Below are 15838 nucleotides of genomic sequence, written 5' to 3' on the forward strand. Positions count from 1 at the left end.
GACGACAGAATTCGCGAAAGCTTTTGTCATTCCCGCGCAGGCGGGAATCAATGGGGAATTTATCTCTATGCTAATGAATTGAATGGATCCCCGCCTGCGCGGGGATGACAGAGAGGCGCGAGGAAGACAAGAGAGGCGCGAGGAAGACAAGCGAGGCGCGGGGCTAACAGGGATTATCAAGATAATAGGGATTGACAAGGATGGTAGGGAATTTGCGGAGATGAAAGTATTTGTCGGAGAAGAGAAATTCCTTTAGCCTAACGACCAGGAATTCTTTATTAACTCATCATATTAAAGTGAGAATGTTATGGCTGGACTAATTGCGGTAAGTTATTTTTTAATTAGTATATTTTTTAATTTAATTATTTTTCTTTTTTGGTTACGTATTTTATTGCGCTACTATCGTGTTAGTTCTCTAAATCCCATGGGTCAGGCAATTTATCGCTTAACAGATCGGATTGTGCTTCCTTTGGAATCAACTATTTTTCGTAGTAAACGACACCCGCAACGGTTTGATGCCATTAGCTTTGCTTGCATTGTTGTGCTTGAGCTAATCAAATTCATATTACTCGGTTTAATTGCTTATCAGAGATTACTACCTATTACTTACTTATTCTTGTTTGTAATTGCCGATCTCATTATTCAATTAGGTGATTTGCTATTTTACGCGCTGTTATTAAGGGTTATTATGAGTTGGGTTAATCCCCAATGGCAAATGCATCCTGCTGCTATGATTCTTAATTTAATTACTGATCCATTAATTAAAATTGGCCACAAAATTATACCTAATATTTCAGGTTTTGATTTTGCACCTTTTATCATGATGGTAATTATTAAAGTGATTACTCTTTTTATTAGCGCATCTTTACCGCTTCATCTTTAATTTCAGGTTAAAAGGCTATAAACGCACTATAATTGAAAGAAAATGATAATAAACCTCTTCCTAAACTTTACTCCCAAGGCCAAATACAGAGCTGGGTAATACTCAAATTCTAACGAGTTTGGAAAGAGGTCTAATGTGAGGGCCGTGCTATGTATAGACGATATGGGGTTTTAATCGGTTTCCTTTTTCCACTATTAGCATTTAGTCAGCAACAATCGGTATATTGCCCACAAAATCATGGGTTTATTAATATTGGCATGTCGCAGACTCAAGTGATGTCTGCCTGTGGTCAACCTTTGAGTAAACAGCAATCCAATCAACCTTTTACGCAGAAAGTTCCTGTACAGCAACTTATTTATAATAATCAAGGTGACAGAACTGCTTTTTATGGGGTTTGGGCCCTACCTATTGGGAATACTAATTATGGTGGTGCACCAACCTTTGGCGGCAATAGTGGTGGCGGCGCTCAATTACAAGTTAATATTATGAATAATAAAGTTAGCTCTATAACCATGAATGGCTCTAGTACAAATGCATTTAGTATTTGTGGTGGTAGAAGTGTCGAAGTGGGTGATCCAGTCAGTATAGTTTACAACGCTTGCGGTACGCCCTCTTTAGTGAATCATACGTATATAAACCAAGTGGTGCCAAGCTCAACTAAACCTGAAATTTGGGTCTATCAGGCTGATCAGTATCAAAAACCTATGAGCTTGACATTTGTCGATGGCAAACTACAATCCATCGATTAATTTTAACTAAGGATATTCATGAGCGAAACAATAGATGATTTAACTATTTCTTTTTCAGAAGACGGCATTGAAACAGTTCGTGAATTAGATAAATATGTTTTATCCAAAGGTGCTTGGACCACTATTTTATTTCGCTATCAAGAATGGGAAAAAGTAAATCAAGGTTATGGCCCGGTAAAATATTCAATTAGACGTTACCAGAAACGTAATAACCAATATTGGATGAAATCTAAATTTAATATTTCTAGCGATGAGCAAGCGCGTAAGATGATTGAGGTTTTAAGTAATTGGCTTAAACAAGAAGAAAATACTTAAAAGAATTAATATCGTCAGCTAATAACTCGTGTTAGTTTGTTTTTATTCATATAAAACTATATTAGTAACTTAAAGATAAAAGATGAATACTAGCTTATCCAGTATTCATCTTTTAAATAACCGTAATTTGGTTTTATTTAATCTTTTCTTAATTGATCCAATCATTAACTGCAATACCAATCCCAAACCCGGTATTTTTATGATTATATTCAATCAAACTTTGCCCATACCCATTGAAAAACTGCCCATAGAGGGAAATGGATTTTAAAATAGGATAAGAAACACTGGCCATAACATAACCTCGCTTAAAGCCGCTTTCAATATTTTGTGCCTCAATACTGGCTTTTAAGTTATTCCATGAATAAGAAAACAAAATATTTTCATAACCTAAATAATGAGCAATATCAGGATTATGTAAATCGCTTGATTCACTTTCAGCAAGCAAGCCCCAACCGCGTAGTTGAACTAACCAATTCTGACCGGTAAACTTAACTTGTGCATAAGCTCGGTTCCAACTACGTTCTAAATGACCTCCTCGGCCATTGGATTGATGATTTACCCCCAGCTGCCCTGACATATAACGCGAAAAATAATTCTCAATAAACAATTCAGGCTCATAATTTGTTTCTCTAAAGTAAGGAGACTTTGCATATACTTGCCAATACATAAGCTGACTATACGCAAAATTCAAGGCAATTGGCTTATCTCGATAGAGATGACGAACCACAGGAATTAAAACACTAAAATAAGCTTTTAACTCTTCGCTTTTTACTCTTTGACTATCGGGTGTTTCATTTAAATAAATGTCTTGATAAGGATGATTTGTTTGATAAAAAGGTAATATGTAGGTAGGCCTATATAAATTGATAAGATTAGGATATTTCTCAGCCCTATTTTGAGCTTGAATTTCTTGCTCTAAAATTGTCTTATCTTTAACATTCTTGTCTTTAGTGTCCGTATCTTTACTAGGCTCTGCCGCAGAAGTAAAAGTAGATAACGCGCAAAACATGGAAAAAACATAGGCTTTAATATTCATTTTATTGCTTTTTAAAAAAAGTTACTGATTATGCAGTAAGGTCATTATGTAAACAACCCTATTTTGTTGCATTATTGATCTTTTTATTTTTGATAGGTTATGTAAGTATAATCATTTAACACTTTTTAATTTATAAAGCTTAATTTTTTAGCGGAAATATATTAATTTTCCCCTTATTTTGCCTATCACTTTAAAGTTATAATCTTTTCTTCACCAAAGGAGGCGCTTAATTGAAAGGTCGCGTGATTAGCTTAATATTATTTTTAAGTGTATTAATAGCATTTGCTTATTATTTATTTCCTAATCATAAAATCAAACAAGTAAGTTATAAGTTGCAACCCATCTTTGTTGAAACCTCTCCGCTAAAAGAAGCTGTATTTGCTAATCAATTTGAAACTATCGGCAGCTTAAGTAGTCTAGATAATATACAGATTAGTTCAGAGTTAGCGGGACAAATCGCTTCTATTCATTTTAAACCAGGCACGGTAGTACATAAGGGAACTTTATTAATTCAATTAGATGATACTGTTTTAAAAAGTGAATTAGCGAGTGCTAAAGCTAACCTATTATTAAGCGAATCAATTTACAAACGCAATCAAGAACTTGCTAAGCGAAAGCTTGCTTCCGAACAAGCCTTAGATACAGCCTTTGCAGATTTAAAAGAAAAACAAAACATTGTTAAAGTTAAAGAAGCACAATTACTTAAGCTAAGTCTACGAGCCCCCTTCACAGGAACGTTAGGTTCCCGAAAAGTTAGCGTTGGACAATATGTTAAAGTGGGTCAACCTTTAGTGAGTTTAATTGCTAATCAAAAACTTAAAGTTGAATATACTTTACCTGAGCACTTAATTGCTCATATTAAAAAAGATCAAAAAGTGCAAGTTATCTCTGATGCTTTCCCAAAACACATTTATCAAGGTGTGGTTGATTATATTGCCCCTAACGTTGATAACGAAACACGAACGATTGCTGTTGAAGCTTTAATTAATAATAAGGAAAATTTATTATCAGCTGGCCTCTTTGTACGTGTTAAACATCAAATTGGTGAGCCTAAAAAACGTTTTTTAATTCCTGAGGAAAGCGTTATCCCAACCATTAGTGGCCAAAAAGTTTTTATTTTAGATAATGGCAAAGCTATTACCAAACAAATTAAAGTTGGTTCTCACTACGGTGCTATGATTGAAGTTCGTCATGGTCTAAAACCAACTGATATTGTCATTATCAGAGGACAACATAAGTTAAAAGAAGGTGTAGCTGTCCTTGCTAAAAACGAAGGGAAAATCGAGTGAATTTGTCAGAATTTTGTATAAAGCGGCCTGTTTTTACGATTGTTTTATTAACTATGTTAATTATTACAGGGCTCATTTATTTTCATAAGTTACCCATACGTCACCTGCCTAATATTGATAAACTCACTATAGCCATTACAACTAATTTTGACGGCGCAAGTCCTGACTTAATAGAAAAAGAAATTACCATTCCTATTGAGAATACCTTAGCGAGTATTCCGGGTGTTGATAGTATCCGCTCTGTGAGTTTATTAAGTCGCAGTCGTATTAATATTGAGTTCCAGTTAGGGGTAGATATCAACGAAGCAATCAATGATATTCGTAACAAAATGTCTGCTTTGCAAAACAAGTTGCCACTAGGTAGTCAAGCACCGACTGTCACCAAAAATGATGCAGATGCAACACCGCTCATGATTATTGGTTTTCATGACAAAGAAAAAAATGCATTAGAGATTACTGATTATTTAGAGCGTCATATAAAACCTGCTCTACAAGAAATTCAAGGCGTTGGTGAAGTTATTTTTCATGGTGGTAGAAATTACGCAGTAAAAATAGAACTTGATCCAATAAAAATGGCAGCCCGCTATATCACTGTTGCCCAAATAAAGAAGGCACTAAATCAACAAAATATCGATATACCCAGTGGACAAATTAAAAGTAAAAATCGCTATTATACAGTTGTTACTCATGCCAAATTAAAAACTGCTCAACATTTTGGCGAATTAGTTATTGCTGAACGTGAGCATAATTTTATTCGCCTTTCAGATATTGCTAAAATCTCTGTTGGTAGTCAAAACGATGATAACTTACTACGTATTAATGGTAGGCCAGCTGTGGGGCTAGCTATTTTATCCCAATCAACGGCAAATCCCTTAGAAGTTGCTCAGGCATTAAAAAGATCATTAAAGGAACTTGAAATTTCTTTTCCGCCTACCTTGAAGGCTAATATTGTATTTGATACCACCCAATTCATTCAGCAATCCATTCACAAAGTGTATCGTACATTTTTTGAAGCAGCCTTGTTTGTTGGTTTAGTAGTTTTCTTATTTCTTGGTAATGTCAGGGCTGCTTTGATTCCAATCATCACCATACCAATTTGCTTAATAAGCGCCTTTTGGCCTATGGCGTGGTTAGGCTTTGAATTAAATACCCTAACCTTATTAGCGATGGTATTAGCCATTGGACTTGTCGTTGATGATGCTATTGTTGTTGTAGAAAATTGTCATCGTCACTTAAAGTCAGGTTTATCCCCTTATAGCGCGGCTATCAGAGGCAGTAGAGAAATTGTCTTTGCCATTATTGCCATGACTATCACGTTAGCAGCTGTTTATGCACCTAGTGGCTTTGTTACGGGATTTACCGGAAAACTATTTTTTCAATTCGGCGCAACATTAGCTATATGTGTGATTTTATCAGGTCTCATTGCCTTAACTTTGTCGCCTATGATGTGTTCCCAGTTAATGCGGCATCAGGAAAATGCTTATAGCCAGTGGCTAAATACCTTTTTTACCACAGTAAGTAAACGCTATATTTTAAGCCTTGAAAAAATAATTAATAAACCGCGCCTCTTACTTATCAGCGTTTTTTTAAGTAGTCTACTTGGGTTAGTTTGCTATCATTACCTACCAACTGAATTGGCACCTGCGGAAGATCAATCTTATATTATTGCCCCACTGGCTTCTCCAACCAATGCAAGCACAGCTTATACGGATCACTACACGCATGAATTAGAGCAAATTTATGAAACAATACCTGAAAGAACAGTTTACTTGTCATCTATAAAACCTGCTTCTGCTTTTAATTTATTACAATTAACGCCCTGGGATAAACGTAATCGTTCGCAAAAAGACATCACAGAAGAACTTCAGGAAAAAATGCAACAGATTACCGGTGTAAATGTTTTCCCTAGTAGTCCTAATCCTTTTGGAAATCATAGTGGTAATAATAGTCAATTCAGCGTTACTCTCCTTAGTAATACTATTTACTTACGCTTAAATGAAATCAGTAATGATATTGTTAAATTATTAACTGAACTACCCGAGTTAAGACAAATTAAAAATAGCTTAGCTCTTGATAGTGAACAAATTAATATTGAGATTAATCGTCAATTAGCTGCTGATTTAGATGTCAACCTTGCTGATATTGCTGAATTACTATCGACCATGTTAGGCGGTAATAATGCTGCTAACTTTAATTATGATGGGCAAACACATCAGGTTATCTTACAGTTAAAGCAAGCAGCGTTAAGCGATATATCTATTATTAATAAACTTTATGTTCAAAGTGGGCGCGGTAAGATGATCCCACTTTCTAGTTTAGTAAAAATAAAAAATACAATTGGTCCTGATAGCCTTCCCCATTTAAATCGATTCCGAGCATCAACTATTAGCGCAGAATTATCACCCAATGCTCATTTAGAAAAGGTTATTAAAGCAACTCAAAAAATACTCCAAGAAAAATTACCTGAAGATGTTCAGTTTCGCTTTACAGGAAAAGTCAGAGATTATCTTGAATCGACTAATGATAGTTTATATGCTTTCTTATTAGCCTTATTATTTATTTACCTTGTTTTAGCCGCGCAATTTGAAAGTTTCACTGATCCTTTAATTGTTTTACTTAGTGTACCCTTGTGTTTGGTTGGGGCCCTTTTTGCTCTTTACTTAACCAAACAAAGTCTTTCTCTTTATAGTCACATTGGGATTATTACCTTAATTGGTTTAGTAACTAAGCATGGCATTATGATTACCGAGTTTGCCAATCAGCAGATAACACAAGGCATCGATAAAACAACAGCTCTGCTAAACAGTGCACGTATTCGTCTTCGTCCAATTTTAATGACAACTTTAGCGATGCTTTTAGGCGCCCTTCCTCTAGCTTTAGCAACTGGTGCAGGGGCAGAAAGTAGAAAACAATTAGGTATTGTTATTTTAGGCGGTATGTTAATTGGCACCTTATTTTCACTTTATGTTGTTCCCTACGCTTATTTAAAATTATCTAAACGCACTTCTAAAAAAGAACAACCTTTTAAAGCCACGGTGGTTAAAAAAATGGCGCAAGAAAAATCGATATATTTGCAATGAATCAAGTGGGATATTTTTATGAGCCGTGAATTTACTGGGTGAAAATGCCGCCCATATTGATACAATAGATTCTGTCAACATCATCACCGCCTGTGTTTTAGTCGACAACAGGATCATGAGTTTACAGTCTTTAACAACCCTATAAATGAACCCTGACTCGCAAGATTTATACTATAACATAATTCAATAAATGGACCCCGCGGTCTTCGCCGCGGGGATTCACCAGTGATGATTTTCATAGAGTTAAGGGTAAATATTCGAAATTTGTTGGACTGCATTTTATTTAGCCCAACTTATGATAACTATTAAGTGGCCTGGGTGCAGTCCCATAAAGCCAGGACCCGGGTTTCACTTCGTTGCACCCAGGCTACTTGTTTCATTTTTAATTAACTTATTAAAAGTTAAGCTTTCCATAAAAAATGAAGGTAGGTTGGGCTAAGCGTAGCGCAGCCCAACAAGAATTATAAGGCGTATTACATTTACATCATTTGTTGGGCCGCACTTTGTTTGGCCCAACCTCCTTTACTTTGTATCTAAATTATTGATAGCAACCAATACCAGTCGTGCCAATAATATCGCACTGTCTGAAACTTGAAGTATCTAAACTTAATTCAGCATGACCATAACGAGCAATAATTTCAGTGCCTTTCTTTTCTAAATTAACTTGCTGATAATTATCTTTAGCTTGACAAGCTGCTTTAGTTAACTGCCAATGAGCCAAGGATGATTGCACTGTTGCATTAGCAAATTGATACCCATTTTGACAAATTTTTAATGATAACTCTTTATTAGAAGGAGCAGTAAAAATAACATCATAATTAGCTATTGCTGCTTTTACTGCATTATATGCATCTAATATTCCGTGACCACATGGCTTGGTATCGACACAAGACTTATTAGCATCGCTTGATTGGCCAAAACCATGCGTTGTGGCGTAGAGGATGGTTTCTAATTTTTCAGGCGAAATATTATTATTCACAGCATAAATTAATCCTGCCACACCTGCTGCATGTGGAGCTGCCATACTTGTTCCTTGATAAAAGTCAAAACCAGAACCGTAATAACCACCACCCGGATTTACAGTAGATAAAATCCCGCCATTCATTTTTCCATAACGCACATCACCACCAGGCGCTGCGAAACTAATACCTGGACCATAATTTGAATAATAAGCTCTTAAGCCTTCAGGGCCAACCGAAGCTACTTTAATAGCGCTATTACATACCGCAGGCGCATTATAGTGCTCCCATTGATTGTCATTGCCCGCCGCTACTGTAAGCACCGCTCCTTTTTTTCGGGCAAAGGTTAATGCTTCTTGTAACGCTTCATCACAATGATCAATTTCTTTACCCGGTCTTTCATCAACGCCAAAACTCATATTTAAAACTTTAGCTGGGTAAGGGTTATTTGGCGCACCAGGTACCTCACCACCAACTGCCCAATAAATTGCATTAATTACCTGACTTTCATAAAACATACCTGAGCCATCAGGAATTTTTACGGGTAATATTTTAAGATGTTCGCCAACCCCTAACATAATATTTCCTGACCCAGCAATTGTCCCTGCGACATGAGTGCCATGATAAGATTTAGTTTCATCTAGTAAATTTTGATTATTGCCTGCGAAATTCCAACCCCACACTTTCCCTTTTTTATCTTTAATTAAACTATTACTTAAGTGTGGATTAAGTGCTATTCCTGTATCTAAAACAGCAACAACGATAGGTGAAGAGGCCTTACCAGTAGTCAGCGACCACGCACCGTCTCGAAGCCCTGCCGCTGATTCCAGCATGATACCACCTGGTGCTTTGAATTCGTCCCATTGCAATTCATGTGATAAACTATCACTGCCTTCAGGTGCGTCCATAACTGGCAGAGGTTTAAAATAACCAACGCGATCTTTAACTGCATATAACACAGCAGGATTACGTCGCAATGTCATAATAAAATCATCAACAGAGTCACCTGTTGCTAGCGACGCTATAGCTTTACGTTTTACTGTGAGTGTGTAGGCGCCTCCAGCAATAGGCGTTAGCGAATTGATAGGCATATTAAGAAGTTTACTAGCTGATTCTTTGGTCGCAAGACGCACTGAATCTGAATTTTTATATTTAATAATTATTCTCACAACCTCTTCTGGATCTGCTGCAATAGCTGATTGCCCAATCGACAGCAAGGCTAATCCTATTAGTGTTTTTTTATAACTTATCATTTATTCAACTCCTTAGTTGTTATCTTTGCTATCAATAGCTAACTACCGGACTTCCAGTATGAAATAGAAAATCAAAATCAACAAGTAAGTAAGTTCGACATACAAGTGAGGAAAGGTTTTTTGTGCAATTAAACGAACATTAAGCATTATTGCATGAAGGTAATGTCCTTAGTAGATAATTGATGTCATTTATAGGTAGTTGATGTCATTCCCGCGTAGGCGGGAATCCATATGCAATGTACTTCTGTGCTAATTGATTGAATGGATCCCCGCCTGCGCGGGGATGACAGGTGAGAAGTAGCCTGGGTGCAACGAAGTGAAACCCAGGTTTCAGCCCTTTTGGACCTACACCCAGACTACCAGTGCCGTAAGTTAAGCTAAGCATAGCGCAACCCAACGGTTTCAGTCATAAAACCTCTAGCATCTTCATCAACCGATAAATTAAGGACAACAGTAATTTATATACTACACTTAGCGATAGGAAAACATCATTATAAGGATAAGCTATGGTAAAATATAATGGTTCCCACCATGTCGTACCTAGTAAAGATGGCGGCTGGCTTGTTAAAAGGTCAGGTTCAAAACGGGCATTTCGTCGCTTTACTACCAAAAATGAAGCAGTCAAAGCAGCCAGAGAAATCAGCCGCAATCAAAATACAGAACTTTTTATCCATAATAAAGAGGGGAAAATTGAATTAAAAGATAGCCATGGTCATGATACATTTCCTCCTGCTGGCTGAGGATAGATTTCTCCAAATACGGGTATTAAAGGACAATTTATCCTAAAAAGGTCTGCAAAAATGCTCACCTACTTTATGTACACCGAGCCCCTTCAGCTTTTTTCGACGAACGTTATCTCTTTATTAGCCGTTTCTGACGTCTAATCTTTTCTTTAGACTTGGCTTAGCAACTAACTTATCAACCAAACAGCAAGTAATTTCTTTTTTTTCTTTAATTTAATACAACATTTAAATTTTCCTATTAATTTCTAAAATTTTTGCTTCTCTATTTAAGACTTTTATTGGTATGGTTAATCCTTGATAAGATTATAAAAGGACTAGCGAGGTGAAAAAATGAAAAATTTATCAAAATTACAAACAAAAAATTTAATTAACTTTTTTGCTAGTCAAACACGAACCAATGTCTGGAAAAAAAATCAGATTTATACACTTGCTGATAATACATCTATTCTATTTAACTATGATGTCGTTCGGCGCAAATGCAAAGATGGGCAAGATGTACGCTACGAATTTATTAGCCCACATCTCCTTAATTCTGGCAGTGTGGGTAAGATATTTGATGTTTTAGCTACCTTAGCTATTAAAAAGGATAAAATACATTTTAAACAATACGGTTACAATGGCAAAAGTCGAGTCGTTAAAATACAGCAGCACGATGAGGATCATCCACCTCTCTCAGCCATGAAAGAATACCGTTTAACCAAACAAGCTAATCATCTAGCAATGAAAGAACCGGTTTTTGATAATACAAATACAAGTTATACAATTATGGAGAAACTCAAAGGTTGTGAACTTTTCGATGTTATTTTCGACGATTTAAAAAGAAAACGGATCTTAACGTTAAATGAGCGAGTTGAATTAACTTATGCGCTTTTAAAAGCGCTCAAATTACAGGTTACCGATAAAAATATCATTCATCGAGATATTAAACCTGAAAATATTTTTGTTGATCTTAATCGACCAATTAAAGTCACTATCTTTGATTATGGTTTAAGCACATTCGTTAATTACAATGATCATAAACTTGTAGGTACACCAGGTTATATACCGCCAGAAATCTTTGAGCGTGGAGAACAAACGCCAGCACTTGATATTTTTTCTATGGGTCAAGTAATTGCTTTACTTTGGCATGCAAACACAGGTCTTTTTACTGAATCACCCCTAGACAATATGTATGAAGTATATGAACAATCAAAGCATGCTGACCTTAGTGGTTTGTATCAGGGTATTAATGGCTTAGATAGAAGTACTCAAATGATAATTCGTGATATGTTAAAATACATGCTAGAAGCAGAAAGTCATAACCGTATATCAATTACAGCCGCTCTTAATCTATTTACGCCTATCTATCATAAATATCTTCTGCCCCCTGAGCCAGTACGACTTAAATTAGACGCCAAAGTTAATTCAGCTAAAGCACAATTTGCTAAAATCACAGCCAAACTTGCTGAATTAGATTCATATAGTCAAAACTTGAATTTACAAAGTAAACCTAAGGAGGCTATTAAATTAAATAATTTAAGCCAACAAATTAAATTAAAACTAACTAAGTTACAAAAAAGTGATTACGATACTTTTGCTGATAAATTAGATAATTATTTAAAAGAAATTTTACATAAAATAACCCACTTGCAGATTCACTACGCTAATTATAAAGATATTGTTCAATCATTATCTAATCTTTTTACCATGCTAAACGAGGTACATGCTTATTTTGGCAAGCCTGTTCATACCAACCCTATGGCAAATAATAAAGCTTTGTTTTTTAATAGGCCACATGTAACTTCTAGCCGACTTAATGAAAAATATTCGCTTCCTGCGCAAATAAAAGTTACTAACTGTAAAGTACTTCATCAAATTGAACAGGTAGCTAATCCTAGTACTGAAGCATCAATACAGTTACCTGTTTGTTAAGAACCTGGTTTTAGAGTTAGCTAGTTTTTTTACTATCTGGCGCAAAATGAAATAAAGGATCGCCCTCATTAACTAAAGGCGCGGTTGATTTAGCAACAATAGTACCTGCACAAGGTGCTTTTACTTGCTGAGCTGAATCGAGATCGAAAGGATCTAATATCTCAGCAAGTACTTGATTTTTCTTAATATGACCATTAATTGGTTTATAATTTAATAATAAGCCGCCAGCAGGTGCTCTAATCCAAATTAACTCACGGTAATAAGTAGGCTTACTTCGCTTTTTAGACCACTTGCCGTTAATCATGTCAAGGCCAGCCAATACATTTAGAACACTTTGTAAACCTATTTCAATGCATTCATCATTTATTTTTTCTGCTTCACCTGCCTCAAACACTAATAAGGGAATACTAAGTTTCATAGTAAATCCCCGTAACGATTTCTTTCTAACAGGACTATCAATAATGCTAACACCAAACGCTTCTGCTAAATCGCATAACTTTTCCATAGAAGTATCAATACGGACTTGCGGCATGTTAAATAAATTTTTTCCTCCTGAATGTAGATCAAGCCCATAATCACATTTTTTAATAATGTCCTCACTAAGGAAATAAGCAAGTCGTGATGCTAATTGACCTTTTTTACTTCCGGGGAAAGCTCGGTTAATATCTTGGCCTGCGGCTTGGCGTGTTTTTAAAATTAAGCCAAAAGGATTTGCAACAGGCACCGTAATTAATGTTCCTTTTAATTTTTTTAATGCCTGATGCTTATGAAGACGGTTAATAATTTCTATACCATTAAGTTCATTGCCATGTAAGGTACTTAATATAAAAAACCTAGGCCCTGCCTCTTTACCATGGAAAATATGAATAGGCACTTTCATACGCCGGCTGGTATAAAAATTGGAAAAATCACAAAGAATTGTATGCATTTTCCCAGGAGCAATGATTTCACTGCAAAGAGTAAAAGGCTTATTTATCTTCCTGTTTGCCATGGGTTATCCCTAGAAATGCTCTTTATTAGGCTTCTTTAAGTATAGTGAAAAATTTGCATCAATATTACTTACATTGTTTATGTAACAGCCCATAAACTTCATCAAAGGGCAGAGGTTTACTAAACAGATAACCCTGATAATAATTACAGCCAAATTTTTTCAAAATTTTTAATTGCTCTTTGGTTTCAACACCTTCTGCTATAACTTTTACATTTAATGAATTAGCCATGGCAATAATTGCTTTCACAATTGCCTGACAATTCTCATCATTAGCTAATTGAGAAATAAAAAACTGATCAATTTTAATGACATCTATCATAAGATCTTTTAAATGAACAAAAGAGGAATAACCTATACCAAAATCATCAATTGATAGCTTAACCCCTAATTCCTTAAGTTTTTTAATAGTGGCAATATTTGAATCTTTAAGCCCCATTAGCGCTGTTTCAGTAATTTCAATTTCTAAATACGTAGGTTTGATATGTGTTGATTTTAAGATAGTTTTTAAACGTTCAATAAATTGGAAATCCAGTTGTTGAACTGAAATATTTACTGCAATATTAATATCTTTACACAATCCTTCATTTTTCCAACTTTTAATTTGATAGCATGCAGTGTGTAAAACCCATTCACCTATTGGAATCATCAAACTACTCTCTTCAGCTAACGAAATAAATTGCTTAGGATAAATCAATTGATTACTGCCATTATTCCAACGAATCAAGGCTTCTAAGCCACTTATTCTGCCGGTTTTAACTTCAACCTGTGGTTGATAATAAAGAATAAATTCTTGTTTTTTTAATGCCTTATGTAAGTTACTTTCTAAGGTTAACTTTTGCTGAGTAAAGGCTTCAATTGCATGTGCATAAAATTGATAGCGATTACGGCCATGTATTTTTGCATAATACATGGCCATATCTGCATTTTTAATAAGGGTAGTAAAATTTTCCCCGTCAGTTGGGCAAATTGCTATGCCAATACTAGCTGTTACATGAAATTTTTTCTTGCGTAAATTAAAAGGTTTTTCTAACACATTTAATAGATTTTGGGCAATAAGACCAATATCATTCTTCTGTTTTACTTCAGGTAAAATAATGACAAACTCATCACCACCGACGCGCGAAATAATATCTAAACTACGAACATTATGACGAATTCTATTTGCTACTTCTTTTAATAGCAAATCACCATAATCATGCCCCATCATGTCGTTTATTTTCTTAAAGTTATCTAAATCTATGTAGCATACTCCTAGCATATTCTGTTGAACTTTAGTATTTAAAATAGCTCGATTTAAGTCATTTTCTAATGAAGCACGATTTCTAAAACCTGTTAATACATCATGCTCTGCTAAATAAAGAAGCTCACTTTCAGCCCGTTTTCTTTTAATAAACATGCCTATATGACTACCAATATTAGTAAAAACGGATATTAAATTAATATTAGGAATATCTAAAAATTTACTAAAAAAAACAATGACTCCGATAACTTCACGGTTATAAATAATTGGTAGACCAAAAAAACTCCTTAACCCCTTTTTAATAAAGGGTTTAGCTTCTTCTGCAATAGCATGATTTTTTAAGTTAATAATCCAGTGTGGCTTCTTTAATTGCCAAATAAGACCAGGTAATCTTTTGCCTATAGTACATTTTTTACCATGATTTATTTTACTTAACTCATGGTAATTCTCATTGGCATACCAAAATGAAACGGAATAAAGCTCATCTTTTTGTTGATCAAGCGCCCATAGCTCCCCTACTTGCCAGTCAAATATCTCACAAATTGTTTTTAAAATATTATGAGCTGCATAATCTAAGTTAGGTGCTTCAGATAAGGCAGAAGTTACGCGATATTGGATCGCCAACTGCTGTTCATGCAGCTTTGCTTTAGTGATATTATGAATAATAATGGCTGCACTTGTTACTTTATTAAATTTTGCTTCTAACGGTGAAATAGTCAGAGTAACATTTAACAAATTACCCTTTTTACTTTTTAAAATAGTTTCATAATTGATAATCTTGGCTCCTGCCTCAATTTGCTGAACTATTTTTTTAAACTCGCTATAGCGCTCTTCTGGGAAAAGGAGTTGAAATGATTGGCCAATTATTTCTTCAGCAGAATAGTGGTATATTTGTTCTGCAGCGCTATTCCAATTAAGAATAATTCCTTGCGTGGTAACGCTTAAAATCGCATCAAATGTGTTCTCAACGATTGCTGCCAATTCGCAGGTAGATTGTTTAACCTTCTCACGCTCAATAGCATAATGAATAGCACGCGCTAATGAATTAGGCGTGACCTCAGTTTTAAGTAAGTAATCTTGTATACCTTCTTTAAAAGCACTTAAAGCAAGTTGCTCATTTTCTAAATCGCTGATGATAATAATAGGAATATCTGCTACTAACGGCGTTAACTTTTTAGAAGCTGCAATAATAGTCTTCTTATTAACACCTAAATCCATAATAATGATATCAAATTCATCCAAATTTTTTATTATTTGCTTAAGCTTAGAAAGAGTAATCACCCTAAATTCAAACTTTTTAATTGACGATAAAAATCCTTGAATTAAAGTTGAGTTCCCTTTTTTATCTTCAATAATTAATAATTTGATCTTCTTAATTATGGTCATTTA

The 15838-nt window shown here is 35.0% G+C and carries 11 protein-coding genes; 7 read left to right on the forward strand and 4 right to left on the reverse strand.

Translation table 11 applies throughout. The features are described from left to right. Positions 1-307: 307 nt before the first annotated feature. The 3 genes from DYH30_RS11965 to DYH30_RS11975 all read left to right on the forward strand — a co-directional run bounded on the left by DYH30_RS11965 (position 308) and on the right by DYH30_RS11975 (position 1947). Positions 308-883: a YggT family protein gene (locus DYH30_RS11965; protein WP_115331873.1), complete on the forward strand. Its 576-nt coding sequence runs from the start codon at positions 308-310 to the stop codon at positions 881-883. A 149-nt stretch (positions 884-1032) separates the two neighbouring features. Further along, a complete protein-coding gene (locus DYH30_RS11970) occupies positions 1033-1632 on the forward strand; it encodes a DUF2845 domain-containing protein (RefSeq protein WP_115331874.1) in 600 nt (199 codons plus the stop codon). An 18-nt stretch (positions 1633-1650) separates the two neighbouring features. Next, positions 1651-1947 (forward strand): hypothetical protein, encoded by a 297-nt coding sequence (locus DYH30_RS11975; RefSeq protein WP_115331875.1) that lies wholly within the window; start codon positions 1651-1653, stop codon positions 1945-1947. Between the two features lie 148 nt (positions 1948-2095). Here the strand turns inward: DYH30_RS11975 and DYH30_RS11980 are convergent, their stop codons facing one another. Beyond that, entirely contained in the window at positions 2096-2983 is an 888-nt protein-coding gene (locus DYH30_RS11980; RefSeq protein ID WP_115331876.1) for a phospholipase A, read from the reverse strand. A gap of 230 nt (positions 2984-3213) precedes the next feature. Between DYH30_RS11980 and DYH30_RS11985 the strand changes: the two genes are divergently transcribed. Together DYH30_RS11985 and DYH30_RS11990 are read left to right on the forward strand one after the other, a co-directional pair. Next, entirely contained in the window at positions 3214-4272 is a 1059-nt protein-coding gene (locus tag DYH30_RS11985; RefSeq protein WP_115331877.1) for an efflux RND transporter periplasmic adaptor subunit, read from the forward strand. After that, the gene (locus tag DYH30_RS11990) at positions 4269-7352 is read left to right on the forward strand and encodes an efflux RND transporter permease subunit (protein ID WP_115331878.1); all 3084 of its coding nucleotides are present in this window, start codon (positions 4269-4271) and stop codon (positions 7350-7352) included. The genes DYH30_RS11985 and DYH30_RS11990 overlap by 4 nt, the downstream gene beginning before the upstream one ends. Positions 7353-7890: 538 nt before the next feature. Here DYH30_RS11990 and DYH30_RS11995 read toward each other — a convergent pair. Further along, positions 7891-9561, reverse strand: coding sequence for a S8 family serine peptidase (locus tag DYH30_RS11995; protein WP_423202837.1), 1671 nt, complete (start codon positions 9559-9561; stop codon positions 7891-7893). A gap of 509 nt (positions 9562-10070) precedes the next feature. On the opposite strand from DYH30_RS11995, the gene DYH30_RS12005 reads away from it, so the two are divergent. Beyond that, the gene (locus DYH30_RS12005; RefSeq protein ID WP_115331881.1) at positions 10071-10304 is read left to right on the forward strand and encodes a DUF2188 domain-containing protein; all 234 of its coding nucleotides are present in this window, start codon (positions 10071-10073) and stop codon (positions 10302-10304) included. Positions 10305-10637: 333 nt separating this feature from the next. Next, entirely contained in the window at positions 10638-12218 is a 1581-nt protein-coding gene (locus tag DYH30_RS12010; protein WP_115331882.1) for a protein kinase domain-containing protein, read from the forward strand. 16 nt (positions 12219-12234) lie between these two features. Here DYH30_RS12010 and DYH30_RS12015 read toward each other — a convergent pair whose 3' ends face one another. Continuing rightward, on the reverse strand, positions 12235-13209 hold the full coding sequence (locus tag DYH30_RS12015; RefSeq protein ID WP_115331883.1) for a succinylglutamate desuccinylase/aspartoacylase family protein: 975 nt from the start codon (positions 13207-13209) through the stop codon (positions 12235-12237). Between the two features lie 64 nt (positions 13210-13273). Further along, a complete protein-coding gene (locus DYH30_RS12020) occupies positions 13274-15835 on the reverse strand; it encodes an EAL domain-containing protein (RefSeq protein WP_115331884.1) in 2562 nt (853 codons plus the stop codon). Between the last annotated feature and the right edge of the window lie 3 nt (positions 15836-15838).

Origin of the sequence: Legionella busanensis, assembly GCF_900461525.1 — a bacterium.
In the GTDB taxonomy this organism is placed as follows: Bacteria; Pseudomonadota; Gammaproteobacteria; order Legionellales; family Legionellaceae; genus Legionella_C; species Legionella_C busanensis.

Excerpts from the sequence above, each read along its gene's own strand:
- DYH30_RS11965 (WP_115331873.1), top strand. The coding sequence starts at position 308 with ATGGCTGGACTAATTGCGGTAAGTTATTTTTTAATTAGTATATTTTTT.
- DYH30_RS11970 (WP_115331874.1), top strand. The coding sequence starts at position 1,033 with ATGTATAGACGATATGGGGTTTTAATCGGTTTCCTTTTTCCACTATTA.
- DYH30_RS11975 (WP_115331875.1), top strand. The coding sequence starts at position 1,651 with ATGAGCGAAACAATAGATGATTTAACTATTTCTTTTTCAGAAGACGGC.
- DYH30_RS11980 (WP_115331876.1), bottom strand. The coding sequence starts at position 2,983 with ATGAATATTAAAGCCTATGTTTTTTCCATGTTTTGCGCGTTATCTACT.
- DYH30_RS12005 (WP_115331881.1), top strand. The coding sequence starts at position 10,071 with ATGGTAAAATATAATGGTTCCCACCATGTCGTACCTAGTAAAGATGGC.
- DYH30_RS12010 (WP_115331882.1), top strand. The coding sequence starts at position 10,638 with ATGAAAAATTTATCAAAATTACAAACAAAAAATTTAATTAACTTTTTT.
- DYH30_RS12015 (WP_115331883.1), bottom strand. The coding sequence starts at position 13,209 with ATGGCAAACAGGAAGATAAATAAGCCTTTTACTCTTTGCAGTGAAATC.
- DYH30_RS12020 (WP_115331884.1), bottom strand. The coding sequence starts at position 15,835 with ATGACCATAATTAAGAAGATCAAATTATTAATTATTGAAGATAAAAAA.